The organism is Longivirga aurantiaca (assembly GCF_042660085.1).
Lineage (GTDB): Bacteria > Actinomycetota > Actinomycetes > S36-B12 > CAIYMF01 > Longivirga > Longivirga aurantiaca.
The window spans coordinates 827,198-851,347 of the sequence record NZ_JBHSTI010000008.1 but is presented as its reverse complement, the minus strand read 5'-3'; the positions used below and the strand labels follow the sequence as shown (position 1 = coordinate 851,347).

22 protein-coding genes, 2 tRNA genes and 1 pseudogene are annotated in these 24,150 nt (G+C 72.4%); 12 read left to right on the top strand and 13 right to left on the bottom strand.

What is annotated here, in order from left to right; genetic code table 11:
• Positions 1-36: 36 nt before the first annotated feature.
• From ACFQGU_RS07950 to ACFQGU_RS07930, 5 genes are read left to right on the top strand one after another with little or no spacing between them, the layout of a single operon-like run.
• The gene (locus tag ACFQGU_RS07950; RefSeq protein ID WP_386765442.1) at positions 37-1,053 is read left to right on the top strand and encodes an acetamidase/formamidase family protein; all 1,017 of its coding nucleotides are present in this window, start codon (positions 37-39) and stop codon (positions 1,051-1,053) included.
• Positions 1,054-1,112: 59 nt separating this feature from the next.
• A complete protein-coding gene (locus ACFQGU_RS07945; RefSeq protein WP_386765440.1) occupies positions 1,113-1,574 on the top strand; it encodes a GlcG/HbpS family heme-binding protein in 462 nt (153 codons plus the stop codon).
• Positions 1,567-3,807 (top strand): propanediol/glycerol family dehydratase large subunit, encoded by a 2,241-nt coding sequence (locus tag ACFQGU_RS07940; RefSeq protein WP_386765438.1) that lies wholly within the window; start codon positions 1,567-1,569, stop codon positions 3,805-3,807. Before ACFQGU_RS07945 ends, ACFQGU_RS07940 begins: the two co-directional genes overlap by 8 nt.
• Positions 3,804-4,166: a diol dehydratase small subunit gene (locus ACFQGU_RS07935; RefSeq protein ID WP_386765436.1), complete on the top strand. Its 363-nt coding sequence runs from the start codon at positions 3,804-3,806 to the stop codon at positions 4,164-4,166. Before ACFQGU_RS07940 ends, ACFQGU_RS07935 begins: the two co-directional genes overlap by 4 nt.
• A 9-nt stretch (positions 4,167-4,175) precedes the next feature.
• Entirely contained in the window at positions 4,176-5,870 is a 1,695-nt protein-coding gene (locus tag ACFQGU_RS07930) for a diol dehydratase reactivase ATPase-like domain-containing protein (protein ID WP_386765434.1), read from the top strand.
• A gap of 8 nt (positions 5,871-5,878) precedes the next feature.
• Here the strand turns inward: ACFQGU_RS07930 and ACFQGU_RS07925 are convergent, their stop codons facing one another.
• Positions 5,879-6,991 (bottom strand): D-alanine--D-alanine ligase family protein, encoded by a 1,113-nt coding sequence (locus tag ACFQGU_RS07925; protein WP_386765432.1) that lies wholly within the window; start codon positions 6,989-6,991, stop codon positions 5,879-5,881.
• 64 nt (positions 6,992-7,055) lie between these two features.
• Between ACFQGU_RS07925 and ACFQGU_RS07920 the strand changes: the two genes are divergently transcribed.
• Positions 7,056-8,186 (top strand): trans-sulfuration enzyme family protein, encoded by a 1,131-nt coding sequence (locus tag ACFQGU_RS07920; protein WP_386765430.1) that lies wholly within the window; start codon positions 7,056-7,058, stop codon positions 8,184-8,186.
• A 101-nt stretch (positions 8,187-8,287) separates the two neighbouring features.
• Here ACFQGU_RS07920 and ACFQGU_RS07915 read toward each other — a convergent pair whose 3' ends face one another.
• Entirely contained in the window at positions 8,288-9,292 is a 1,005-nt protein-coding gene (locus tag ACFQGU_RS07915) for an NAD(P)H-dependent glycerol-3-phosphate dehydrogenase (protein ID WP_386765428.1), read from the bottom strand.
• Complete coding sequence (locus tag ACFQGU_RS07910) at positions 9,292-10,113, bottom strand: lysophospholipid acyltransferase family protein (protein WP_386765426.1); 822 nt, start codon at positions 10,111-10,113, stop codon at positions 9,292-9,294. Before ACFQGU_RS07910 ends, ACFQGU_RS07915 begins: the two co-directional genes overlap by 1 nt.
• A gap of 94 nt (positions 10,114-10,207) precedes the next feature.
• Here ACFQGU_RS07910 and cofC point away from each other — a divergent pair, with 94 nt between their 5' ends.
• Both cofC and ACFQGU_RS07900 read left to right on the top strand, forming a co-directional pair.
• The gene (gene cofC / locus ACFQGU_RS07905; RefSeq protein WP_386765424.1) at positions 10,208-10,849 is read left to right on the top strand and encodes a 2-phospho-L-lactate guanylyltransferase; all 642 of its coding nucleotides are present in this window, start codon (positions 10,208-10,210) and stop codon (positions 10,847-10,849) included.
• Between the two features lie 13 nt (positions 10,850-10,862).
• The gene (locus tag ACFQGU_RS07900; protein ID WP_386768197.1) at positions 10,863-11,051 is read left to right on the top strand and encodes a hypothetical protein; all 189 of its coding nucleotides are present in this window, start codon (positions 10,863-10,865) and stop codon (positions 11,049-11,051) included.
• Between the two features lie 96 nt (positions 11,052-11,147).
• On the opposite strand, the pseudogene ACFQGU_RS07895 reads toward ACFQGU_RS07900, so the two are convergent.
• Positions 11,148-11,567: pseudogene (locus tag ACFQGU_RS07895) on the bottom strand (HU family DNA-binding protein); the annotation flags it as partial.
• A 392-nt stretch (positions 11,568-11,959) separates the two neighbouring features.
• Here ACFQGU_RS07895 and ACFQGU_RS07890 point away from each other — a divergent pair.
• Positions 11,960-13,339 carry an HNH endonuclease signature motif containing protein gene (locus ACFQGU_RS07890; RefSeq protein WP_386765420.1) on the top strand — a complete coding sequence of 460 codons (1,380 nt, stop codon included), beginning with the start codon at positions 11,960-11,962 and terminating at the stop codon, positions 13,337-13,339.
• A gap of 227 nt (positions 13,340-13,566) precedes the next feature.
• On the opposite strand, the gene leuD is transcribed toward ACFQGU_RS07890, so the two are convergent.
• Both leuD and leuC read right to left on the bottom strand, forming a co-directional pair.
• Positions 13,567-14,154 carry a 3-isopropylmalate dehydratase small subunit gene (gene leuD / locus ACFQGU_RS07885; protein ID WP_386765418.1) on the bottom strand — a complete coding sequence of 196 codons (588 nt, stop codon included), beginning with the start codon at positions 14,152-14,154 and terminating at the stop codon, positions 13,567-13,569.
• A gap of 13 nt (positions 14,155-14,167) precedes the next feature.
• Positions 14,168-15,568 carry a 3-isopropylmalate dehydratase large subunit gene (leuC, locus tag ACFQGU_RS07880; protein WP_386765416.1) on the bottom strand — a complete coding sequence of 467 codons (1,401 nt, stop codon included), beginning with the start codon at positions 15,566-15,568 and terminating at the stop codon, positions 14,168-14,170.
• Positions 15,569-15,635: 67 nt separating this feature from the next.
• On the opposite strand from leuC, the gene ACFQGU_RS07875 reads away from it, so the two are divergent.
• Genes ACFQGU_RS07875 through ACFQGU_RS07865 form a run of 3 tightly spaced genes read left to right on the top strand, consistent with a single transcriptional unit; the run spans position 15,636 to position 19,202 of the window.
• Positions 15,636-16,358 carry an IclR family transcriptional regulator gene (locus tag ACFQGU_RS07875; protein WP_386765414.1) on the top strand — a complete coding sequence of 241 codons (723 nt, stop codon included), beginning with the start codon at positions 15,636-15,638 and terminating at the stop codon, positions 16,356-16,358.
• On the top strand, positions 16,358-17,215 hold the full coding sequence (locus ACFQGU_RS07870) for a potassium channel family protein (RefSeq protein WP_386765412.1): 858 nt from the start codon (positions 16,358-16,360) through the stop codon (positions 17,213-17,215). The genes ACFQGU_RS07875 and ACFQGU_RS07870 overlap by 1 nt, the downstream gene beginning before the upstream one ends.
• Before the next feature lie 49 nt (positions 17,216-17,264).
• On the top strand, positions 17,265-19,202 hold the full coding sequence (locus ACFQGU_RS07865) for a M13 family metallopeptidase (protein WP_386765410.1): 1,938 nt from the start codon (positions 17,265-17,267) through the stop codon (positions 19,200-19,202).
• Here ACFQGU_RS07865 and ACFQGU_RS07860 read toward each other — a convergent pair.
• From ACFQGU_RS07860 to cimA, 7 genes are all read right to left on the bottom strand, one after another.
• Positions 19,165-19,539 carry a saccharopine dehydrogenase NADP-binding domain-containing protein gene (locus ACFQGU_RS07860; protein ID WP_386765408.1) on the bottom strand — a complete coding sequence of 125 codons (375 nt, stop codon included), beginning with the start codon at positions 19,537-19,539 and terminating at the stop codon, positions 19,165-19,167. The genes ACFQGU_RS07865 and ACFQGU_RS07860 overlap by 38 nt on opposite strands.
• Positions 19,540-19,715: 176 nt before the next feature.
• A tRNA-Glu gene (locus tag ACFQGU_RS07855) sits at positions 19,716-19,788 on the bottom strand.
• Between the two features lie 124 nt (positions 19,789-19,912).
• Positions 19,913-19,984: transfer RNA gene (locus ACFQGU_RS07850), tRNA-Gln, on the bottom strand.
• Positions 19,954-20,091, bottom strand: coding sequence for a PEP-CTERM sorting domain-containing protein (locus ACFQGU_RS07845; RefSeq protein ID WP_386765406.1), 138 nt, complete (start codon positions 20,089-20,091; stop codon positions 19,954-19,956). The genes ACFQGU_RS07850 and ACFQGU_RS07845 overlap by 31 nt, the downstream gene beginning before the upstream one ends.
• Positions 20,092-20,114: 23 nt before the next feature.
• A complete protein-coding gene (gltX, locus tag ACFQGU_RS07840) occupies positions 20,115-21,617 on the bottom strand; it encodes a glutamate--tRNA ligase (RefSeq protein ID WP_386765404.1) in 1,503 nt (500 codons plus the stop codon).
• Positions 21,614-22,405: a fumarylacetoacetate hydrolase family protein gene (locus ACFQGU_RS07835; RefSeq protein WP_386765402.1), complete on the bottom strand. Its 792-nt coding sequence runs from the start codon at positions 22,403-22,405 to the stop codon at positions 21,614-21,616. Before ACFQGU_RS07835 ends, gltX begins: the two co-directional genes overlap by 4 nt.
• A gap of 25 nt (positions 22,406-22,430) precedes the next feature.
• A complete protein-coding gene (gene cimA, locus ACFQGU_RS07830; RefSeq protein ID WP_386765400.1) occupies positions 22,431-24,026 on the bottom strand; it encodes a citramalate synthase in 1,596 nt (531 codons plus the stop codon).
• Positions 24,027-24,150 lie beyond the last annotated feature (124 nt).

Sequence of the window (24,150 nt, the reverse complement as noted above, 5' to 3'; positions counted from 1 at the left end):
CCTCCGAACCGTCGCCTGCGCAGGGAGACTGCTGCCGTGACCGACTCGCTGACCGACCTGTTCTGGGCTCCCGACCCCGACGGCGACCCCGCCGCCCTGACCTACACCTTCGGCGGCGTCGCCCCCGTCGCCTCCGTCCGTCCCCGGACCCGGCTGTCGACCTGGACCTTCGACTGCTTCGGCGGCCGCGTGCGCTCCACGTCGGACCTCCCGAGCGAGGTGTGCGACCCCCGCCTGCTCAACCCGCAGACGGGCCCCTTCTACGTCGAGGGCGCCGAGCCGGGCGACACGCTCGCCGTCCACTTCGTCTCGATCGAGCCGCGCGAGGCCTGGGGCGTCAGCAGCACGGTCCCCTTCTTCGGATCGCTCACCTCCACCCCGCAGACGGCCACGCTCCAGCCCGCGCTCCTCGAGCGCACCTGGATCTACGAGATCGACGCCACGGACAGGCTCGTCCGCTACAGCGCGGCCGACACGAAGTTCACCGCCGACCTCCCGCTCGATCCCATGCACGGCACGGTCGGCGTCGCGCCCCCGCTCGGCGAGGTGCGCTCGTCCCTCACCCCGGGCGACTGGGGCGGCAACATGGACACCCCCGAGATGCGGGCGGGCACCACCTGCTACCTCGGCGTGAACGTCGAGGGCGCGCTGTTCAGCCTGGGCGACGGTCACGCGCGGCAGGGCGAGGGCGAGACCTGCGGCGTCGCGGTCGAGTGCGCCATGGACACCGTCGTGATCCTCGACCTGGTCAAGGGCATCCCCACACCGTGGCCGCGGATGGAGAACGACACGTTCATCATGACCACGGGCTCGGCCCGTCCTCTCGAGGACGCGTTCCGCATCGCCCACCAGCAGATGGTGCTCTGGGTCGCCGAGCTCACGGGCCAGTCGATCCTCGACGCCTACCAGCTCGTGTCGCAGACCGCGCTGACACCGGTGGCGAACGTGGTCGACACCAACTACACCGTGGTCGCGAAGGTGCCCAAGTCCGTGCTCGCGGGCGCGGTCGCCATGCGCGGCACCCACGCCGCCCTGCGCCAGTTCTCCCGCTAAGGGCAGAACGCGCCCTTCTGGGGCGCATTCTGTCCTCAACCCCTCCCCCAGGAGCCCGCATGGCCCGCGCGACCAGGACCGAGATCGACCTCGACCTCGCACTCGCGATGTGCGGGGCGGCCCGCGCCGCGGCGGCGGACGCCGACGCGCTCGTGTCGGTGGCGGTCGTCGACGGCGGCGGGCACCTGGTCGCCTTCCAGCGCATGGACGGCGCCGAGATCGCGGGGCCGACCCTTGCCCGCGACAAGGCGTACACGGCGGTGGCGCACCGCATCGCCACGGCCGAGCTCGGCCCCCTGGTCACGGACGGCGGCGAGCTCGTCGGCATGAACTCGGCGGACGGCGGCCGCTACATCGCCTTCGCGGGCGGTGTCCCGCTGTGGTCGTGCGGCCGCGTCGTCGGCGGGGTCGGCGTCAGCGGCGGGACGGCTGCGCAGGACGCCGCGGCGGCGGCAGCCGGCGCGGCGGTCTTCGACCACCTCGAGGCCTCGTACGACGCGGAGGGAGACGACCGTGGCTGAGCAGCCGATCGGGCGCTTCCGCTTCATGGACGCCCAGCGGGTCAACCTCGACGGGTTCGCGGTCGAGGAGCCCTCGCTCGGGCTCGTGGCCTTCGACTCCCCCGGCGACCCCGTGCCGAACCTGGCGGTCGACGCGTCCGGGCGCGTCGTCGAGCTCGACGGCAGGGCCGAGGCCGACTTCGACGTCGTCGACGCGTTCATCGCCGCGCACGGCATCGACGTGTCCGTAGCAGGAGAGGTGATGGCGCTCGACGACGTCGCCCTCGCCCGCATGCTGGTGGACGTCGCCGTGCCGCGCTCCGAGGTGGTGCGCCTCGCCGCGGGCGCGACGCCCGCCAAGCTCGCGCGCGTGCTCGCCCAGCTGACGCCCGCCGAGCTCGTCATCGCGATGACCAAGATGCGCGCGCGGCGCACGCCGAGCAACCAGGCCCACGTCACCAACCGCTCCGACGACCCGCTGCTGCTCGCCGCCGACGCAGCCACCGCGGCAGCGTTCGGCTTCCGCGAGATCGAGACCACCGTGCCCGTGCTCGGCGACGCCCCCAGCAACGCCGTGGCCGTGTCGATCGGCGCTGCGGTCGGCTCCCCCGGCGTCCTCGTGCAGTGCTCGGTCGAGGAGGCGCTCGAGCTCGAGCTCGGCATGGCGGGCCTCGTGTCGTACGCCGAGACCGTGTCGCTCTACGGCACCGAGCAGATCTTCGTCGACGGCGACGACACCCCGTGGTCCAAGGCGTTCCTCACCTCGGCGTACGCGAGCCGCGGCATCAAGATGCGCGTGACCACGGGCGGCGGCTCCGAGGCGCTCATGGGCGGCGCCGAGGGCTGTTCGATGTTCTACCTCGAGGCGCGCTGCGTGTCGCTCGCCCGCGCGATGGGCGCGCAGGGCGTGCAGAACGGCGGCATCGACTCCGCCTCGGTGGCCGGCTCCGTCCCCGGCGGCGTGCGGAGCCTCATGGCCGAGAACCTCATGGTGATGCTGCGCAACCTCGAGGCGTGCACCGGCAACGACGCGCTCATGAGCGAGTCCGAGGTCCGTCGTACGTCGCGGACGCACCCGATCTTCATCGGCGGCTCGGACTTCATCTGCAGCGGCTTCGGCTCGATCCAGCGCTACGACAACATGTTCGGCCCGAGCCAGTGGAACTCCGAGGACATCGACGACTACCTGGTCATGCAGCGCGACTGGACCGTCGACGGCGGCCTGCGGACCGCGGCCGAGCCGGAGGTCGCGCGCCTGCGTCGTCGTGCCGCCGAGGCCGTGCGCGACGTGTACCGGTGGCTCGGGCTCGCCGACCTCGACGACGACTGGCTCGAGCAGGCGGTCGACGCCGCGGGCAGCAAGGACGTCCCCGCCGCGGACCTCATGGTGCCGCTGGAGGCGTCACGGGTCATCCGGCAGTCCGGCGTCACGATGATCGACGTCGTGACCGCGCTCGACGCGTGCGGATACGCCGAGGAGGCCGAGCGGCTGCTCGCGATGCTGCACGCGCGCGTGGCCGGCGACTACCTGCAGACCGCCGCGATCTTCGACGAGCAGATGAACGTGCTCTCGCTGGTCACCGACCCCAACGACTACGCCGGTCCCGGCACGGGCTATCGGCCGACCGGCGCCCGCCTGCACGAGATCAACACCGTCCGTCAGCAGCGGTCGGTCGACGACCTCCTGCGCGAGCAGGCGACGGGCAGCACCGGCGCGTTCACCGTGCGCGGGCCGGCTGCAGCGGGGTCGGACCCCACCGATGTCGTCATCGGGGTCTCGGCAGCAACGGGGCGGCGGATCTGGACGACGCTGTCGGGCCTCTCGGTCGAGGACGTCCTCGAGGAGCTGCTCGCGGGGCTCGAGGAGGAGGGCTGCCGCGGTCGGGTGGTGCGCATCAACGACACGGTCGACCTCGGCCTCATCGGCCTCACTGCGGCGCGGCTCTCGGGATCGGGCATCGCAATCGGGCTGCAGGCCAAGGGCACGGCGCTCATCCACCGTCGCGATCTCGCACCTCTGGCCAACCTTGAGCTCTTCAGCGTCGCGCCCACAGTGACCGCCGAGCTCTACCGTGCGCTCGGGTCGAACGCCGGCCGGCACGCCAAGGGCTCGACGCCGGAGCCGCTCCGAAACCCTTACTCCGACATGGCGATCGAGGCGCGCTTCCACACCAAGGTGGTGTCGCTCGTGGCGATCGAACGGGGCTGCCTCGACCCTGCACTCGGACCGGAAGAGCTGGAGGTGCACCGATGACCACCGCGCGCTCGGGCCGCGACAGCAGCGAGATCACCCTCGACGCCGTCCGCGACGGACTGGTGTCCATCGACGACATCCGCATCCACCCCGACACCCTCGAGCACCAGGCGACAGTCGCCGAGGCGAACGCCAACCCGCAGCTCGCGGCCAACCTGCGACGCGCCGCCGAGCTCACCGGGCTGCCCGACGACGAGGTGCTCGCGGTCTACGACGCGCTGCGGCCACGTCGCTCGACGACCGTGCAGCTCGAGACCATCGCCGCCTCGCTCGAGTCGCGCGGCGCGGCCCTCAATGCGGCGCTCGTCCGTGAGGCCGCGGCCGCGTACGCCCGTCGCGGCCTGCTGGCCGAGGGCTGAGCGGGTGCGATGACGCGCACGGTCGTCGCGGGGGTCGACGTCGGCAACGCCACCACCGAGGTCGTGCTGGTCGACGTCTCGGTCGTACCTCCGATGCCGCTGGTGTGGGAGCGCACTCCCACGCGGGGCCGCAAGGGCTCCGCCGCTGCGGCGTCGGCCGCCGCGGTCGTCGTACGTCGGCTCGCGCGCAAGGCGGGCGTCGAGGTCACCCGCGTGGTCGTCGCTCCTCAGCGCCCCGTCGACTCGCACACCCTCGTCCTGCCTGCAACCCCGCCGGACACCGGGCGGTTGCGGGTGCTCGGATCGGGCAGTGCCACGCCGGGCGCTCCCGGAGCCGGCGTGGGACGGCCCGTCGACCTCGCCGACGAACCGGGTGCGGTCGATGGTCCAGTGGTCCTCGTGGCGCGCGATCCGCGCGGCTATCGCGCGACGTCCGAACGGATCGACGTGTGGCAGGCCGCCGGAGCCGACGTCGTCGCCGTGCTGCTCGCCGGCGACGAGGCGGTGCTCGTGAGCCGGCGCATCTCGCGCCCTGTGCCGGTCGTCGACCAGGTCGACACCGACGCCGCGCTCGCCTGCTCGCTGGTTGCGGTCGAGGTGGCCGAGCACGGCCTCGCCCAGCTCGTCGATCCGGTGCGGGTCGCCGCGCTGCTCGACCTCGACAGCGCGGAGCACGCGGCCGCCGAGGCCGCGGCGGCGTCCCTGCGCGGCCTGCGCGACGCCGCCGTGGGGATCGGGTCGCCGATGCCCCGCAGCACGGCCGACGACGCCGACATCGCCTGGGCGCGAACGGCTTGGGGACACAGGTCGTCACTGCACGAGCTGGCAGCGGCGCCGCAACCGCGGGGTGCGGTGGTCGCCGTCGGGCTGCCCACCCGCGGCCGGCTCGTCGAGCACGTCGTCGACGACGCCTGGGCGGTCGACCTCGACGCGGTCGGTGCGAGCGCCGCCGCACGGCCCCGGTCGGTCAACGGCCGGGCCGTCGCCATTGCCACGCTGGCCTCCGCGTCACCCGACGACGATCCGGCCGCGGTCCTGGCGCACGCGCTCGGCGTCCCCGTGTCCCGGGTGTCGTCGGAGGCTCACGCAGCGCGCACCGGTGCGATGACCACGCCGTCCGCACGTCCGGGCGCTCTCGTGATCGACCTCGGTGGCGGCACCGTCGACGTGGTGCCTGACGGCGAGGAGGCCCGCGTCGTGGCCGGCGCGGGCGACCTGCTCACCGCTGCGGTGGCGCACGTGCTCGACGTGCCGCGCGGGGCCGCGGAGTGGGCCAAGCGCGGGGCGTCGTCGCGGCTCGAGGGGCCGCACGTGCTGGTGGGCGAGGACGGCGAGCGCCGGTTCGTCGAGACGGCTGTGCCCGCCGACGCCGTCGGATCCCTCGTCGTGCCAGGCCCGGCCGGTCTTCTGCCGTTCCACCGGCGGCTCGCCCCCGGCGAATGGCGGATGCTGCGCCAGCACCTCAAGCGCGCCGTGGTGGGGGACAACATCGCGCGGGCGACGTCCGGCATGGCGGCCGGTGTGGACGTGCTGCTCGTCGGCGGACCGGCTGGCGACTCCGAGCTGCTCGACCTCGTGGTGCGCGCGCTGCCGGGGTCGACGCCCGGACGGGCCGATGTCGCAGGTGCCCTCGGCCACCGGTGGGCGGTGGCGTACGGCCTCACCGTGCTGGACGCGCGAGGCGACGCGCTCGTCGTCGCCTGAGGGTCGGCCTAGCGCAGGCCGGTGCCGCGACGCAGGGCGTCGGCGACGAGGCGGTCGACGAGCGTCGGGTAGTCGACGCCGGTCTCCTGCCACACGCGGGGGAACATCGAGATCGAGGTGAACCCCGGCATCGTGTTGACCTCGTTGATGAGCACGCGGCCGTCGGCGTCGACGAAGAAGTCGCACCGGGCGAGCCCCTCGCACGACAGCGCGTCGAACGCGCGGACGGCGAGGGCACGAACCTGGTCGCTCACGTCGGCGGGCAGATCGGCGGGTACGACGAGGTCGGCGGCGTCGTCGAGGTACTTGGCATCGAAGTCGTAGAACTCGTGGTCGCCCTTCACCACGATCTCGGCGCACACGCTCGGCTGCGGGACACCGTCGGCATCCACGAGCACGCCGCACTCGATCTCGCGGGCGCTCTCGACCGAGGCCTCCACCACCACGCGCGGGTCATGCGCGCGCGCAGCCTCGATCGCGGCGACGAGGCCGTCGGCGTCGGACACCTTCGTGATGCCGAGCGAGGATCCGGCCCGTGCAGGCTTCACGAACACGGGCAGGCCGAGCTCCGCGACGCGCGCCAGGGCGCCGTCGCGGTCGCGCGCCCAGTCTCGGTCGGTGATGACGGCGTACGGCGCCTGCGCGAGGCCGGCGTTCGCGAACAGCGCCTTCATGACGCCCTTGTCCATCGCGGCGGCAGAGGCGAGGACGCCGCTCCCGACGTACGGCACGCCGGCCATCTCGAGCAGGCCCTGGATCGTGCCGTCCTCGCCGTACGCGCCGTGCAGGACGGGGAAGACGACGTCGACCCCGGCGAGCGTGCCCGGCACGTCGCCGGGAGCGTGCACCTCGAGGTCGCGCCGGGTCGGGTCCCCGGGCAGCACGAGCGAGGTGCCGCTGCCGTCGACCTCAGGCAGCACGCCGTCGGTGATGCGCAGGCGGTCCGGGTCGTCGCTCTCGAGCACCCAGCGACCGTCCGTGGTGAGCCCGATCGGGACGACGTCGTACCGCTGGCGGTCCAGGGCACGGAGCACCGAGCCGGCCGAGACGCAGGAGATCGCGTGCTCGCTGGAGCGCCCACCGAAGACGACGGCGACTCGGATGCGTCGGGGCTCGCTCACGGCGTCAACCCTAGTGGGGTGCAGTCGGTGCCCCCGGCAGGCTTCGGTCGGCTAGCGTCCTCACGTGACCGAGCCCCAGCCGCCCGAGACGCTGCGCCCCGAGACCGTCGTCGTGTCCGCAGGACGTCCCGAGGCCGCACCCGATGCGCCCGTGAACGTGCCCGTGGTGCTGAGCTCCACCTTCCACGCGGGCGGGCCCGTCGGGTACGCCCGGACGTCCAACCCGTCGTGGGAGGCGTTCGAGGAGGCGCTCGGCCTGCTCGAGGGCGGCCGCTGCCTGGCCTTCGCGAGCGGCATGGGCGCGGTGTCCGCGGTGCTCGACCTCGTGCCCACCGGCGGCGTCGTGGTGGTGTCGTCGCACTCCTACTCCGGCACCGCGGCGCGGCTCCGCGACCTCGAGGCCGCCGGCCGCGTCGTCGTACGGCTCGTGCAGATCGACGACCCGGACGCCGTCGCCGCCGCCTGCGAGGGCGCCTCGGTGCTCTGGATCGAGACACCGACCAACCCCGCCCTGGAGGTGTGCGACCTCGCCGCCGCCACGGCTGCCGCGCGCGCGCACGGCGCCCTCACGGTGTGCGACAACACCTTCGCCACTCCGTTGCTGCAGCGCCCGCTCGCGCTCGGTGCGGACGTCGTCGTGCACTCGGCGACGAAGGCCCTGGCGGGCCACTCCGACGTGCTCATGGGCGCGGTCGTTACTGCTGATCAGGACCTGCTCGCGAGGCTGCTGCGGGTGCGCACCCTGGTCGGGGCGATCCCCGGCCCGCTCGACGCCTACCTGGCCCTGCGCGGGGTCCGGACGCTGGCGCTGCGCCTGCGCCAGGCCCAGGCCTCGGCGTACGAGCTCGCCACGCGGCTGCAGTCGCACCCCGCTGTGCGCAACGTCCGCTACCCCGGGCTGCCGGACGACCCCGGGCACCTCGTGGCGGCCAAGCAGATGAGCGGCTTCGGGACGATCGTGTCGTTCGAGACGACCGGCACCGCGGAGGAGACCGACGCGATGTGCGACCGCACCTCGGTCGTCATCCACGCGACGAGCCTCGGCGGCGTCGAGACCTCGTGGGAGCGCCGGCGGCGGTGGATCGAGGAGCGCCCGGACATCCCTGAGACGCTCATCCGCCTCTCGGTCGGCATCGAGGACGTCGACGACCTCTGGACGGACCTGGCCCAGGCGCTCGACGCCCTCACCCCGTAGGGGGACGCCCGTTCTGGATGAAGGCGACCATCATCGAGAACGACCGGATGATGGCCGGATTGCTCGGCTCTCTTGGATGAAGGTCGCATCCATCGCGAACGTCAGCCGACCTCGGCCTCGGCCTTCAGGCTGCGGCTCATGAAGGCCTGGAGCATCTCGCGCGGGTCGAGGCCCGCGTGCACGACCTCGACGACCTGCTCGGTGATCGGCATCTCCACGCCCTGTCGCTGGGCGAGCTCGAGGATCGCCCGGCACGACTTCACGCCCTCGCAGGTCTGCTTCATCTCCGCGGTGGCCTGGTCGAGCGTGAGTCCGCGGCCGAGGTGCTCGCCGAAGGTGCGGTTGCGCGACAGCGGCGACTGGCAGGTCGCCACCAGGTCGCCGATCCCGGCGAGACCGAGGAACGTCAGCGGCGACGCGCCGAGAGCCACGCCGAGGCGCGTCATCTCGGCCAGGCCACGCGTGATGAGCGCGGACTGCGCGTTCTCGCCGTACCCCATGCCGACGGCCATGCCGTTCGCGAGGGCCACGACGTTCTTCACCGACCCGCCGATCTCGGTGCCCACGACATCGGTGGTCCAGTAGGGCCGGAAGTACGCCGTCGTGCTCGCCTCGGCGAGGAGCTCGGCCGTGGCCGGGTTCGGGCAGGCGATCGTGGTCGCCGCCGGCTGGCGCTCGGCGATCTCGCGCGCGAGGTTGGGCCCCGACACCACCGCCACCTGCATGGCGTCGACGCCGGCGACCTCCGCCGCGACCTCGCTCATCCGCTTCGTGGTGCCCTGCTCCACGCCCTTCATGAGCGAGACGAGCACCGCACCCCTGGGGAGGACGTCGGTCCACGAGCCGAGGTTCGCGCGCAACGTCTGCGCGGGGACGGCGAGCACCGCCACCGTCACGCCGCCCAGAGCCTCGCCGGGGTTGGTCGTCGCCCGGAGCGAGGTCGGCAGCGCGATCCCCGGGTGGTAGCGCGGGTTCTCGTGCGTCGAGGTGATCGCCTCGCAGAGCTCGGCGTCGCGGCCCCACATGACGACCTCGTTGCCGGCGTCCGCGAGCACCATCGCGTACGCCGTGCCCCACGACCCCGTGCCCATGACCGCGATACGCATCAGTCCTGCGACCTCTCCTGCTCGTCCGTGCCGACGGGGCCCTGCTGCCCTGACGTCTCCCCCGCCGCAGCAGCCTGTGCGGCCCGGTAGGCCTTGAAGTCGAACCGCTCCGCGGGTGCAGTCTCCCCCCTCAGGCCCTCGACCAGCAGCACGATCGCGTCGACGAGCCTGTCGGTCGCCTCCTGCAGCAGTTCGGCGTCGAGCGGCCTGCCACGGAGGTCGTCGATATCAACCGCCGGGCCTGCCACCACCTGCATGGTCTTGCGGGGCAGGATCCGGAACTCCTTGACGTACGGGCGCATCACGGCCTGCGGCCCCCACATGGCGACGGGGATCAGCGGTGCGCCGCTCAGCAGCGCCACGCGGGCGGCGCCCGTCTTCCCGCGCATCGGCCAGATGCCAGGGTCCCGGGTGATGGTCCCCTCGGGGTAGAGCACGACGCACTCCCCGCGCTGCACCGCCGAGATCGCGTCACGTATGGCGTTGGCGGCGTCAGCCGTCTCCCGGTAGACCGGGATCTGGCCCGCCTGCCGCAGGAGCCATCCGACGACCGGCACCCGGAACACCGACTCCTTGCCGAGGAAGCGCGGCGGACGCCCGTTGTCGTAGAAGAAGTGCGCGCTCACGAGCGGGTCGAACCACGAGATGTGGTTCGGGCACACCACGACGCCCTCCTGGGAGCCGTCCGGCAGGATCTCCGGCCTGAGGTGCTCCACCCCGCGCCAGTCGCGGCGGGTCAGCAGCAGGAGCCACGGCTTCAGGAGCCCGACGCAGAAGAGGTACCAGAACCCGAGGTGCTTGCCGCTTGCTCGCTTGGCCATCCGCCGGGCCTCCTCTCGCCGTCTCGGGTGCCGATCCTCGCCTCCGCAGGGGCGCGGGTCCAGCCTGACACCGCCGATGGGCGAGGATGTGGTCGTGCCTTCCCCGTCCAGCCCTCTCGACTGGGTCGTCGTCGCGCCCGTGAAGCGGCTCGATCGCGCCAAGACCCGGCTTTCCGGGCGCCCGGCTCCCGAACGGCGCAGCCTCGCCCTCGCCTTCGCGGTCGACACGGTGCGCGCGGCACTGGCGTGCGAGCGGGTCCGCTCGGTCGTGGTGGCGTCGGACGACGCGGAGGTGCGGTCGGCGGTGTCCGGCCTGGGTGCCCGGTGGGTGCCCGACATCGAGGGCGCCGGGCTGAACGAGCTGGTCGAGGCCGTGGCCGCGCAGCTGCGGCTCGAGCAGCCGGACGTCGCGCTGGCGGCGCTGGTGGCAGACCTCCCGGCGCTCCGCTCGGACGAGCTGCGACGCGCCCTCGAGGCGGGCGGCGAGGTGGCGCGTGGGTTCGTGGCCGACGCCGCCGGCACTGGCACGACCCTGCTCACGGCCCGGCCGGGCAGCGATCTCGGCCCCCGTTTCGGCCCGCGCTCGAGGGCTGCGCACGCGGCATCCGGAGCGGTCGCGCTCGAGCCCGGCCCCGCCCCCGGTCTACGTCGGGACGTCGACACCGAGGTCGACCTCTGGGACGCCGGACGCCTCGGGCTCGGGCCGGCCACGGCAGCACTGGTGCACGGTGACTGACGCGGTCGGCGTGGTGGTCGCGACCGTCCGCGTCCACGACCCCGCGACCGGCGCCGGCAGCGTGCTGCTCGACGACGGCACCGAGGCGGCGTACGACGCTGCGGCCTTCGCCGCCGGCGGGCTCCTTCTGCTGCGCAGCGGCCAGCGCGTGCACCTCCACCTGGTCGACGGCATCGCCGTGCGCGTCACCCTTCCCGCCTGAGCGGGTCAGGACGCGCGGAGAGGGCCCGGGTCCTCGTGGACCCGGGCCCTCTCCGGAGGTGGTGCACCGATGCGGCCGGAGCCGCCCGGATCAGCGCTTGCGCGCGGGCGCGGCCTTCTTGGCCGGAGCAGCCTTCTTGGCGGCCGGAGCAGCCTTCTTGGCCGGGGCGGCCTTCTTCGCCGGGGCCTTCTTGGCGGCCGGAGCAGCCTTCTTGGCCGGGGCCTTCTTCTTGCCGGCCACGGTGGACTTGAACTCGGCGCCGGCGCGGAACTTCGGCACCGAGGTCGCCTTGATCTTCACGGTAGCGCCGGTCTGCGGGTTGCGGCCCACGCGGGCCGCGCGGTCGGCCTTCTCGAAGACGCCGAAGCCGCTGATCGCGACCTTGTCGCCCTTGGCGACCGACTTGGTGATCTCGTCGACGATGGCCTCGATGGCCTCGCCGGCGGCCTTCTTGGTGATCTCGAGACGAGCCGCGAGACGGTCGATCAGCTCTGCCTTGTTGACGCTCTCTGCCACGGGAATCCTCCGGGGAACGGCCGGACCCACCGTCCGGCACTCGGAGCAAACCTAACCGCCGACCCCCACCCAGTCGCCGCAAGGGGACAGCGACACGCCGCCGAGAAATCCGAGCAGGCGCAACGGATTTCGCCCCGGGGCCCCCTTGACAGACAGCGGGAGTGGTGCAGGTCACGCCCCCAAACCCCCTGGAGCCCATGGCCTCCCGCCCGCTCGCACCGCTCGTGTGAGGGATGCGGGTGTCCCGGCCGACGAGCTGGGCGTCCGTCCGACGCTCGCCTGTGGACGACACGCCGTACGCCGCTGCCTGTGGACAACTCCGCCCGGAAACCGTTGCGGTTGTTGCGATTCGGGGGTTGACGACTGTCGGAGGCCCATGCTTGGATTCATACATGCGTTCGACTCTTGCCGCCCTCCCCTTGGAGCAGAAGGCCGCCCGCGCAGTCACCGCTCTCATGGAGGCCGCCGAGGCAGTCGCCGAGGCCGCACGCGAGGGTGGTTTCGCCGCAGCGCCCGCCGTCGTGCAGCCCGCCCTGGCGATGGCAGTGCTGCGCAGCGCGGACCAGGCCAAGGCCGCCGCCACCGTCGCCGTCGGTGCCGTGCACGCCTCGGGGTGGCTCCCCGACGGACAGGCATCCCTCGGACGCTGGCTCGAAGTGGCCGCCGGCCTGCCCGGCCGCGACGCCAACGGCCTCATCGCCGGAGCCAGGTCCCTGGCCGAGGACTACTCCGACCTGCTCGACGCCTGGCTCACCGGCGACATCTCCGGCCCGATGGCCGCCACCCTGCGCCACGGCATCGACACCTGCCTGGTCCGAGTGCCCAGCAAGGAACGCCCCGCGATCCGCAGCTCGATGGTCGCCGACCTGCTCCCCCACGCCGAGCACCGCACCCCCGACCGCATGGCCAAGGCCCTCAAGGACCTGCGCGCCAACGTCGACCCCGACGGCGCCAACCAGGCCGAGATCGACGCCCACGACGAGCAGCACATCCGCTTCACCCCCGTCGGATCCGGGGTGCAGGTCAAGGGCTACCTGTCGAACGAGACCTACGCCCAGATCCGCACCGCGCTCGAGCAGACCGTCGACGGCTGGTACCGCGAGGGTGCACTCCCGGACGAGGATCGGATCGACCCCGACGACGACACCCGCGCCGCCGACCGCAAGCGCCGCCAGCGCCAAGCCCACCTGCACGCCCTGGCCCTGGCCCAGATCTGCACCGACGCCCTCGAATCCGGCACCCTGGGCACCCACCACGGGCTCGTCCCCCGGATCACCCTGACCGGGAGCCTGGACCGCCTCGCGGTCGGCCTCGGCGGGGAGCTGCTGCTCCCCGGGCACGACACCCCCGCCGTCGTCATCCCCGACACCTTCCGCCGGTTCCTGTGCGACGCCGAGATCACCCCCATCATCACCGCCAACCCGAGCGACACCCTCGGACCCATCGACCTGGTCCTGCGCGAGGCCAACGAGCCGTTCCTCCACGTCGGCCGCGACTACCGCGTCGTCCCACCCCGCCTCCGACGCGCCCTCGAGCACCGCGACGGCCACTGCGCCTTCCCCGGCTGCCGGGTCAACGTGAGACGCTGCCGCGCCCACCACGTCGAGCACTGGGAGCACGGCGGCCCCACCGACATCGACAACTGCGTCCTGCTCTGCGAGACCCACCACCGAGCAGTCCACGAAGGCGGATGGACCATCACCGCCGCCGGCACCGACCCCCGACTCCCCGACTACTGGGCCTTCACCCCACCCGACCGACCCAGGCCCTGACCGCACGCACACGTCAGGGCGCACCACCCATCACCCCGGTAGCCGCAGACCGATCTCCCTCGGCACGTCGCACGCGATTCGCTGAGTCGACGGTGGCGGCGGCCCGCTTCGACGCGGTCGCACGGCGGGCATCGCCGAGCGCGCGAGCGCGAGCTGGTAGAGCCCGGAGATGGCTCACCCCCGCACGCACGTCGAGGACGGCGGGCGGGGGTGCGACGGAAAGCGCGTCAGGCGGTGACGGGCTTGAAGGCAGGTCGCGCCGCCTCGAAGGTGGTGATCTCGTCGGCGTGCTGGAGCGTCAGACCGATGTCGTCCAAGCCTTCGAGCAGGCGCCAGCGGACATAGTCGTCGACCTCGAACGGGGCGACGAGGTCGCCCGCGCGCACCTGGCGCTCGACCAGGTCGACGGTGATCTCGAGGGCGGGGTCCGCCTCGATCGCGGCCCAGAGCTGCTCGACGACGTCCTGGTCGACGACGGCGGTGAGCAGGCCGATCTTCCCGCTGTTGCCGCGGAAGATGTCGGCGTAGCGGGAGGAGAGCACGACCTTGAAGCCGTAGTCCTGCAGCGCCCAGACGGCGTGCTCGCGCGAGGAGCCGGTGCCGAAGTCCGGGCCGGCGACGAGCACCGAGACGTCGGTGTACCGCGGGTCGTTGAGCACGAAGTCGGGGTCCTGGCGCCAGGCGGCGAACAGGGCGTCCTCGAAGCCGTGACGCGTGATCCGCTTGAGGTACTCGGCCGGGATGATCTGGTCGGTGTCGACGTTGCTGCGGCGCAGCGGCAGGGCACGACCGGTGTGGACGGTGAACTTCTCCATGGCGGTGCTCCTGTCAGACCAGGTCGGCGGGCGAGGCGAGGCGGCCGACCACTGCGGTGGCGGCGGCGACCTGCGGGGACACGAGGTGGGTGCGCGAGCCGGGGCCCTGGCGTCCCTCGAAGTTGCGGTTGGACGTCGAGGCGCTGCGCTTGCCCGGCGCCACCTTGTCGGCGTTCATCGCGAGGCACATCGAGCAGCCCGCGTTGCGCCACTCGGCGCCGGCCTCCTCGAACACCTTGTCGAGGCCCTCGGCCTCGGCGGCGAGGCGGACGCGGACCGAGCCCGGCACCACGAGCGCCTGGACGCCCTCGGCCACCCGCCGGCCGCGCATGACCGCGGCGGCCGCGCGCAGGTCCTCGATGCGGCCGTTGGTGCACGAGCCGATGAAGACCGTGTCGACCGCGATGTCCTTGAGCGGCGTCCCGGCGGTCAGGCCCATGTACTCGAGCGCGCGCTCGGCGGCGGTGCGCTCGGACTCGTCCGCGAAGTCGTCCGGCGACGGCACCGTGGCCGAGAGCGGCACGCCCTGGCCCGGGTTGGTGCCCCAGGTGACGAACGGCGCGAGGGTCGAGGCGTCGATCCGCACGACCTTGTCGAAGCTGGCGTCGGCGTCGGTCACCAGCGTGCGCCAGTACGCGACGGCGGCGTCCCACTCGGCTCCCTTCGGGGCGCGGTCGCGGCCCTCGAGGTAGTCGAACGTGGTCTGGTCGGGCGCGATGAGACCGGCGCGGGCGCCGGCCTCGATCGACATGTTGCAGATCGTCATGCGCGCCTCCATGGAGAGGGCGCGGATGGCCTCGCCGCGGTACTCCAGGACGTAGCCCTGGCCGCCGCCGGTGCCGATCTCGGCGATGACGCGCAGGATGATGTCCTTCGCCGTCACGCCCTCGGGCAGCGGGCCGTCGATCTCGATCGCCATCGTCTTGAACGGCTTGAGCGAGAGCGTCTGGGTCGCCAGCACGTGCTCGACCTCGCTCGTCCCGATGCCGAACGCCAGCGCGCCGAAGGCGCCGTGGGTGGACGTGTGCGAGTCGCCGCAGACGACCGTCATGCCGGGCTGGGTGAGCCCGAGCTGCGGGCCGACCACGTGCACGATGCCCTGCTCGGCGTTGCCGAGCGAGTAGATCGGTACGCCGAACTCCGCGGCGTTCACCCGCAGCGCCTCGACCTGGGCGCGCGAGATCGGGTCCGCGATCGGCTTGTCGATGTCGAACGTCGGGACGTTGTGGTCCTCGGTCGCGAGGGTCAGGTCAGGGCGGCGGACGGGGCGTCCGGCCGCGCGCAGGCCGTCGAAGGCCTGGGGGCTCGTGACCTCGTGGACCAGGTGCAGGTCGATGTAGAGGAGGTCGGGCTCACCCTCGACCCGGCTGACGACGTGCGCGTCCCAGACCTTCTCTGCCAGCGTGGTGCCCATCCGACTCACCTCTCGAGTTCGTACGAGTGACTTGCCATCTCGGATGCTGAGACGGCAGTATCAGCACATGGACAACACTAGCGGAGTCGGCGTCCTCGACAAAGCCGCGACCGTGCTCGGTGCCCTCGAGGCCGGGCCGCTCACGCTGGCCGGGCTCGTGCAGGCGACGGGCCTCGCCCGGCCCACCGCCCACCGCCTCGCCACCGCCCTCGAGCACCACCGCCTGGTCGCCCGCGACCTGCAGGGCCGGTTCATCCTCGGCCCCCGCCTCGGCGAGCTCGCGACGGCCGCGGGCGAGGACCGCCTCCTCGCCGCCGCCGGCCCGGTGCTGACGGCGCTGCGCGATGCCACGAGCGAGTCGTGCCAGCTCTATCGGCGCCAGGGCGAGCAGCGCATCTGCGTCGCCGCGGCCGAGCGCCTCACCGGGCTGCGCGACACGGTGCCGATCGGGGCCGTGCTCTCGATGCACGCCGGATCCGCCGCCCAGGTGCTGCTCGCCTGGGAGGAGCCCGAGCGCATGCACCGAGGCCTCATGGGCGCGAAGTTCACCGCTACGGCGCTGGCCGGTGTGCGCCGCCGCGGCTGGTCCCAGAGCGTCAGCGAGCGCGAGCTCGGCGTGGCGTCGGTGTCCGCGCCGGTGCGAGGGCCCGCCGGCCGCGTCGTCGCCGCCGTGTCGGTCAGCGGCCCGGTCGAGCGGCTCGGCCGCGCACCTGGCCGGCTGCACGCCCAGGCCGTGGTCACGGCTGCGGCGCGGCTGACGGAGGCCCTGCGACGCAACGGCGGCTCGTGATGGTGGCGGCCAGCGGCAGGGCGCGCCGCGGGATCCTCCGGCCCCAGGCGTTCACCGACGACGGCCCGTACGTCGACCGGTTCGGGCTGCTGCTCGGCGTTACCGCCGCGAGCATCGTCGGCCTCTCGCTCTTCGACATCACCGACCCCGAGGGCGAGTCGGCTGTCGCCGAGATCGGCTCCTGGGCCGCATCGGTCACGGTGGCCGCCACGCTGCTCATCGCGCTGCGCGCCAGCGGTCTCGCGGCACGACGCCAGCGCTTCATCGACGTGCTCGTCCTGATCGGGCTCAGCGGGATCACGGTCATCACCGCCATCGCCCTGTTCACCGACGACACGGTCGTGGACAACCGCTACAACCCGACCGGCGTCGTCGCCCTCCTCTCGGTCGCCATCCCGTTCGTGGTCGTGCGCCGGCTCCTGCGGCACGCGCGGGTCAGCTCGGCCACGCTGCTCGGGGCGATCTCGGCGTACCTCCTCATCCCGCTCGCGTTCTTCCACGTCTTCGTGGCGATCGACGACTGGTCCACGACCCCCTTCTTCGGAGAGCCGCAGCCGTCGACGTCGTTCATGTACTTCGCACTCGTCACCGTCACGACGGTCGGGTACGGCGACCTCTCGGCCGTCACCGAGGCAGGACGCCTGGCCGCCACCACGCTCGCCGTCGTCGGTCAGGTCTACCTCGTCGTCTTCGTCGCGATGATCGTCGGCCTGCGCGCCCAGGAGTGGCGCACCGACCGGGGCGGCCTGATGCTGCCGCCGCCGGACGGCCTGATGGCCGAGGTCCAGGCGGCCGAGCCCGAGGCCGAGCGCGAGACCCTCGCAGAACCCGACGGCGACCGGCCCGCGGAGTCCTGATCCCCGCAGGTAGGTTCCCCCCGAGAGCCATACAGCCGGAGGGGCCGAGATGACGCTGCACGCCGAGGACCGCGACCCGTCGGTCGACCCGGGCGCGGACTTCTACCGGTTCGCCAACGGCGGCTGGATGGATGCGCACCCGATCCCGGCGGGCTTCGGCGCGTGGGGCTCCTTCGAGGAGGTGCTGACCCGGAACGAGCTCGTCCTGCGCAGCGAGCTCGAGCGCGCGGGCACCGACCCCCACGACGACCTCGAGCGCCGGCTCGGCGACTTCTACGCCTCCGGCATGGACACCGAGGCCATCGAGGCCGCCGGCCTCGCACCGATCCAGCACCTGCTCGACGCGGTCGCGGCCATCGACTCCCCGCAGTCCTTCCTCGACCTCCACGCCCCGTTCCTGCGCGAGGGTCTGCCGCTGCTCTACGCCGCGGGCGCCACAGTCGACCACGAGGACTCCAGCCGTTACCTGCTGTGGGTCGTGCCGAGCGGGCTCGGCCTCCCCGACCGCGACTCGTACGTCACTGAGAGCGAGGCCGCGGCGGCCCTGCGGGCGGCGTACGTCGACCACGTCGCAGCACAGCTGGTCAACGCCGGGACCGAGCCCGGTGCCGCAGCCGCCCTCGCTCCGCGCGTGCTGGAGCTCGAGACGCGCCTCGCCGAGCCGCAGCTCAAGGCCGAGGAGCGGCGTGACCGCGGGCGCACCCTCAACAAGCGCAGCCTCGACGACCTCGCGGCGCTCTCGCCCGCGCTGGGCCTGCCCGCGTACGTCGCCGCGATCGGTGCCGGCTCCACGCAGGTCGTCAACGTGTCCGAGCCCGCCTACCTCGAGGCGCTGCGCCCGATCGTGGACGCCACCGACGTCGAGGTGCTCCGTGCGTACGCCGTCTTCCAGGTGATCAAGGCGACCGCGAGCGCGCTGCCCGCGGCGTTCGAGGACGAGGCGTTCGAGTTCTACGGGAAGCGGGTGGAGGGCAAGCAGGAGCCCAAGGACCGCTGGAAGCGCGTGGTGGCCGCGATCGGCTCCGACATGGGCGAGGCACTGTCCCAGCTCTTCGTGCACGCCACGTTCTCCGAGGCGGCCAAGGAGCGTGCCGAGGCGATGGTCGGCGAGATCCTCGCCGAGATGCGGCACTCGCTCGAGACCCGCGACTGGATGAGCGAGCAGACGCGCGCCAAGGCGCTGACCAAGCTCGACTCGTTCGGCGTGAAGATCGGATACCCCGACGAGTGGCGCTCGTGGGACGGCCTCGAGATCGGTCGCCAGTCCTACGCAGCCAACCGCCTCGCGGCATCCCGCTTCGACCTCGCCCGCCAGCTGCGCAAGCTGGACGAGGCCGTCGACACCGCCGAGTGGGACATGCCCCCGCACATCGTCAACGCCTACTACCACCCGGTGCGCAACGAGATCGTCTTCCCGGCGGGGATCCTGCAGGAGCCGTTCTTCGACGCCGCAGCGGACGACGCCGTGAACTACGGCGGAATCGGCACCGTGATCGCGCACGAGGTCACGCACGGGTTCGACGACCAGGGACGCCGATTCGACGCCGACGGCGCGTTCCGCGACTGGTGGACCGAGGAGGACCAGGCCCACTTCACCGGCCTGGCCGAGCGGCTCGTGGCCCAGTTCGACGAGTACGTCGCGGTCGGCGAGGTGCACGTGAACGGCCGCCTCACCCTCGGCGAGAACATCGCCGACCTCGGCGGCATCGCGCTCGCCCAGCGCGCGCACGCCCGCGTGAGCGCCGGCTCCCCCGACATCGACGGGCTCACCCCCGCGCAGCGGTTCTTCCTCGCCAACGCGGCCGTGTGGCGCGGCAACACGAGCGAGGAGCTCGCGCGCACGCTCGCCCAGATCGACCCGCACAGCCCGCGCAAGGCCCGCGTACACGGCCCGCTGTCCAACAGCGACGCGTTCCAGCAGGCCTTCGGGCTCCCCGACGACGCACCCGTCATGCGGCCCCGCCAGGAGCGCATCCAGATCTGGTGAGCCACGCCCCCGCTCCAGCAGGCCTGAGGGCCATGTCCAGGTAGTCGACGTCGGCCTCGAGTGCACCGCGGAACACGGGCATGACGAAGCGCGGGTCGAGGGCATTCATCACCAGGACGACGCCGTGCTCACGAGCCAGGGCGGCCACCGCGTCGGCGTCCGACCCGTCGATCTGCGCCACCGGGTGGCTCATCGGGTCACCGATGGAGTCCGCCAGCGCCTGCGCGCGCTCGACGTCGTGGTCGGCCAGCACCATCGTCTCGAGCCAGGGTCGTCCGGCGCTGAGCCGGGCGATGGCCTCGCCGACAGTGCCGACGCCGAGCAGCAGGACCTTCATGGTGTCTCCCGTCGTGTGCGGCGCTGCGGGCACTCGTCGGGCACGGCCCGAGTCCCTGACCGCGGTCGCGCCACGCTCACCGGGCGCGCCCGCTCGCGCTGCGCTTCCCGCCGATCGACCGCCCCGGCCCCGGACATGCGAAAGGCCCAGGTCGTGGACCTGGGCCTTTCTCCACGTAGCCCCGACGGGATTCGAACCCGCGCTACCGCCTTGAGAGGGCGGCGTGCTAGGCCGCTACACAACGGGGCCGTGGGTGCTGTTCGACCGCTCTGGGAGCGATCTGCCAGCGAGTCAGAGACGGTACCCGAGGGCTTGTCGGAGCGGCAAATTCATGCCGCGTGACGTGAGCCACCGTGCGATCGATCTCGACCAGCTGGGGTACCAGGACTCGAACCTAGACTAACTGAACCAGAATCAGTTGGGCTGCCAATTACCCCATACCCCAATGCCGTCGACCCGTGCGGGCCGTCGACGTCGGAAATAGTAGCCCGTGCGCGCACCCGTTCCCAAACCGGCCGTGGTGGCCGGAGATCGGCCCGAGAGGTCGAGCACCGGACCGCCTGGCCCGCAACGGATCAGGCGAGCGCCGCCTGGAGACGCGCGAGCGTGCGGTCACGGCCGAGCAGCTCGATCGACTCGAACAGCGGCGGCGAGATGCGGCGCCCGGTCACCGCGACCCGAACGGGTCCGAAGGCGAGCTTCGGCTTCAGGCCGAGACCCTCCACCAGCGCCTCGCGCAGCGCGGCCTCGACCGAGGCGTGATCGAAGCCGGCGAGGCCCGCGAGCGCGTCGTACGCCGCCTGCACGGTCGGTCGTGCGTCCTCGGTGAGCACCCGTTCGCGGTCCTCCGCGTCGACGACGAAGTCGGCCTCGTCCACCAGCAGGAACCGCAGCTGCTCGGCACCCGAGCGCAGGGTCTCCATGCGCTCCTGGACCAGCGGCACCGCGGCGTCGATGACGGCCTTCTGCTCGGGCGTCGGGTCGCCGTCGAGCGCCCCCACGGCGACGAGGTACGGGACGAGCCGAGAGGCGAGATCGTCGGCGGAGATGTGCCGGATCCAGTCGCCGTTGATGGCGAGGCACTTCTTGGGGTCGAAGCGCGCCGGGTTGGGCTGCACGCGGCCGAGGTCGAACAGCTCGGCCAGCTGGGTCGGCGAGAAGAACTCGAGGTCGTCGCCGGCCGACCAGCCGAGCAGCGCGAGGTAGTTGAGCAGACCCTCGGGGAGGTAGCCCTCCTCGCGGTAGAGGTTGAGCGAGCTCTGCGGGTCGCGCTTGGAGAGCTTCTTGTTGCCCTCCCCCATGACGTACGGCAGGTGGCCGAACCGCGGAGTGCTGCCGTCGCCGACGCCGATCTGGGCGAGGGCGGCGTACATCGCGAGCTGGCGCGGGGTGCTGGAGAGCAGGTCCTCGCCGCGCAGCACGTGCGTGATGCCCATGAGGGCGTCGTCGACCGGGTTCACGAGCGTGTAGAGCGGCTCGCCGTTGCCCCGCACGATGACGAAGTCGGGCACGTGCTCGCGGCCGAACGTGACGTCGCCGCGGACGAGGTCGTCCCACGTCCAGTCCTGGTCGGGCATGCGCATGCGCAGCACGGGGAGACGGCCCTCTGCGCGGAACGCCGCCTTCTGCTCGTCGGTGAGGTCGCGGTCCTTGTTGTCGTAGCCGAGCTTCGGGTCCTGCCCCGCGGCCCTGCGACGCTCCTCGACCTCGTCCGGGGTCGAGAACGACTCGTACGCGAGACCGGCCTCGACCAGCTTCGCCGCGACGTCGGCGTAGATGTCCATCCGCTGGCTCTGGCGGTAGGGCGCGTGCGGGCCGCCGACGACCGGGCCCTCGTCCCAGTCCATGCCCAGCCAGCGCAGGGCGCCGAGCAGGTCCTCGTACGACTGCTCGCTGTCGCGGGCCGAGTCGGTGTCCTCGATGCGGAAGACGAACGTGCCGCCGGTGTGGCGGGCGTAGGCCCAGTTGAACAGCGCGGTGCGCACCATGCCGACGTGCGGGTTGCCCGTGGGCGACGGGCAGAAGCGCACCCGGATCGGGGAGGAGCCCGTGGCGGGCAGGGACGGGATCGCAGTCACGAGGAGACCACCCGGTTCGTGAGAGTGCCGATGGAGCTGATGGTGACGCTGACGGAGTCGCCGTCGCGCAGCGGACCGACGCCGGCAGGCGTCCCGGTGAGGATCACGTCGCCGGGGATGAGGGTCATGACGTTGCTGATCCACGCGACGAGCTCGTGCGCACGGCGCTCCATGTGCGACGTGCTGGTCGCCTGGCGCAGCTCGTCCCCGACCGTGCACGTGAGGGTGAGGTCGTCCGGGTCGAGGTCGGTCTCGATCCACGGCCCGATCGGGCAGAAGGTGTCGAAGCCCTTGCCGCGGGTCCACTGTCCGTCGGCGCGCTGCAGATCGCGCGCGGTGACGTCGTTGGCGACCGTGTAGCCGAGGATCACCTCGGGCACGCGGTGCAGCGGCACCTCCTTGCAGAGGCGTCCGATCACCACGGCCAGCTCGGCCTCGTGCTCGACCTGCTCGGACTGCTCGGGCAGCACGATCGCCTCGCCCGGCCCGATCACCGACGTCGACGGCTTGAGGAAGATGATCGGCTCGTCGGGCACCTCGTTGCCGAGCTCGCGCGCGTGGTCGGCGTAGTTGCGCCCGACCGCGATCACCTTGCTGGGCAACGTGGGCGCGAGCAGCCGCAGCCCCTCGAGCGGCACGGGCGGCCCCGCGACCTCGATCTGGCCGAACGGGTGGCCGAGGATCGGCGTGAACGTCGACTCCGCGGTGACCGCGCCGGCCTCGTCCACGCCCTCGACCACGCCGAAGCCGATGACACCCTCGGGCCCGCCACACCTCGCGATACGCACGGTCGGAGCCTAGTTGCTCCCGGAGCTAGGCCTGCTCACCCGTCTCGCGCCCGGCCTTGAGCAGGCCGTACGCGACGGCGTCCTCGAGGGCCAGCCAGGAGGCCGCGATGACGTTCTCGTGCACCCCGACGGTGGTCCAGTCGTGGGCCCCGTCGGTGGTGCCGACCAGCACGCGGGTGACGGCGTCCGTGCCGGCGCTGCCGTCGAGGATGCGCACCTTGTAGTCGACGAGCTCGAGGGCGGCGAGCTCGGGGAACGCGGAGGTGAGCGCCGTGCGCAGCGCGTTGTCGAGGGCGTTGACGGGGCCGTTGCCCTCACCGGTCGCCACGATGCGCTCGCCGTTCGCGTGCACCTTCACGGTCGCCTCGCTCGCGACCGTGCCGTCGGCCCGCTGCTCGACGATGGTGCGCCACGACTCCACCGTGAAGTGGCGACGTCGGCCGCCCGTCATCTCGTCGCGCAGGAGGAGCTCGAACGAGGCGTCGGCCGCCTCGAAGGTCCAGCCGCCCGCCTCGAGGTCCTTGACCCGCTCGACCACCCGGGTGAGCACGTCCGGGTCGTCCGAGAGGTCGATGCCCAGCTCGCGGCCCTTGAGCTCGACCGAGGCACGACCGGCCATCTCGGTGACGAGCACGCGCATGTCGTTGCCGACCAGGGCCGGGTCCATGTGGTTGTAGAGGTCCGAGTTCACCTTGAGCGCGCTCGCGTGCAGGCCCGCCTTGTGCGCGAAGGCCGAGACGCCGACGTACGCCTGGTGCGTGTTCGCGGGGAGGTTGGCGATCTCGGCGATGGCGTGCGACACGCGGACCATCTCCGGCAGCCTGCCCTCGGGCAGCACGCGCATGTCGAGCTTCATCTCGAGGTTGCCGATCACGGCGAAGAGGTCGGCGTTGCCCGTGCGCTCGCCGTACCCGTTGGCGGTGCACTGGACGTGGGTCGCGCCCGCCTCGACGGCGGCGATGCTGTTGGCGACGGCGCACGCGGTGTCGTCCTGGCAGTGGATGCCGAGGCGCGCACCGGTGCGGGCGAGGACGTCCGTGACGACAGCGGTGATGCGGCTGGGCAGGCATCCGCCGTTGGTGTCGCACAGAACGTTCACGGACGCGCCCGCCTCGGTCGCCGCCGTGATCAGGGCGACGCCGTAGTCGGGGTCGTTGCGGTAGCCGTCGAAGAAGTGCTCGTAGTCGACGAACACCCGACGGCCCTTGCTGACGAGGTAGGCGACGGTGTCGCGCACCATCGCGACGTTCTCCTCGTTCGTCGTGCGCAGGGCCTCGGCCACGTGCCGCACGTCGGACTTCGCCACGATCGTGATCACCGGCGCCTCGGAGTCGAGCAGCGCCGCCACCTGCGCGTCGTCCTCGACCTTCACGCCGGCCTTGCGGGTGGCCCCGAAGGCCACGAGCAGGGCCGACTTCAGGTCGAGCTCGGTGCGGGCGCGGGCGAAGAACTCGGTGTCCTTGGGCATGGCGCCGGGCCAGCCGCCCTCGATGAACTGCACCCCGAGGTCGTCGAGCAGCCGCGCCACGGCCAGCTTGTCCTGCACGGAGTAAGAGATGCCCTCGCGCTGGGCTCCGTCGCGCAGCGTTGTGTCGTAGACGTGGAAGGCGTCGGTGGTCATCGGGGTTCCTCAAACAGCTCGGTCGGGAAGGGTGCCGGGCAACGAAAAAGCCCCTCGCAGGGTGCGAGAGGCTGCGCGTCGGCGACGGGTGTCGGCGACGCGCTAGGTAATGATCACCCGGGCG

Coding starts and splice junctions, on each gene's coding strand:
- ACFQGU_RS07945 (WP_386765440.1), top strand. CDS start 1,113: ATGGCCCGCGCGACCAGGACCGAGATCGACCTCGACCTCGCACTCGCG.
- ACFQGU_RS07910 (WP_386765426.1), bottom strand. CDS start 10,113: ATGGCCAAGCGAGCAAGCGGCAAGCACCTCGGGTTCTGGTACCTCTTC.
- cimA (WP_386765400.1), bottom strand. CDS start 24,026: ATGACCACCGACGCCTTCCACGTCTACGACACAACGCTGCGCGACGGA.
- ACFQGU_RS07915 (WP_386765428.1), bottom strand. CDS start 9,292: ATGCGTATCGCGGTCATGGGCACGGGGTCGTGGGGCACGGCGTACGCG.
- ACFQGU_RS07865 (WP_386765410.1), top strand. CDS start 17,265: ATGACGCTGCACGCCGAGGACCGCGACCCGTCGGTCGACCCGGGCGCG.
- leuC (WP_386765416.1), bottom strand. CDS start 15,568: ATGGGCACCACGCTGGCAGAGAAGGTCTGGGACGCGCACGTCGTCAGC.
- ACFQGU_RS07870 (WP_386765412.1), top strand. CDS start 16,358: ATGGTGGCGGCCAGCGGCAGGGCGCGCCGCGGGATCCTCCGGCCCCAG.
- leuD (WP_386765418.1), bottom strand. CDS start 14,154: ATGGAGAAGTTCACCGTCCACACCGGTCGTGCCCTGCCGCTGCGCCGC.
- ACFQGU_RS07930 (WP_386765434.1), top strand. CDS start 4,176: ATGACGCGCACGGTCGTCGCGGGGGTCGACGTCGGCAACGCCACCACC.
- ACFQGU_RS07860 (WP_386765408.1), bottom strand. CDS start 19,539: ATGAAGGTCCTGCTGCTCGGCGTCGGCACTGTCGGCGAGGCCATCGCC.
- ACFQGU_RS07935 (WP_386765436.1), top strand. CDS start 3,804: ATGACCACCGCGCGCTCGGGCCGCGACAGCAGCGAGATCACCCTCGAC.
- ACFQGU_RS07890 (WP_386765420.1), top strand. CDS start 11,960: ATGCGTTCGACTCTTGCCGCCCTCCCCTTGGAGCAGAAGGCCGCCCGC.
- ACFQGU_RS07875 (WP_386765414.1), top strand. CDS start 15,636: ATGGACAACACTAGCGGAGTCGGCGTCCTCGACAAAGCCGCGACCGTG.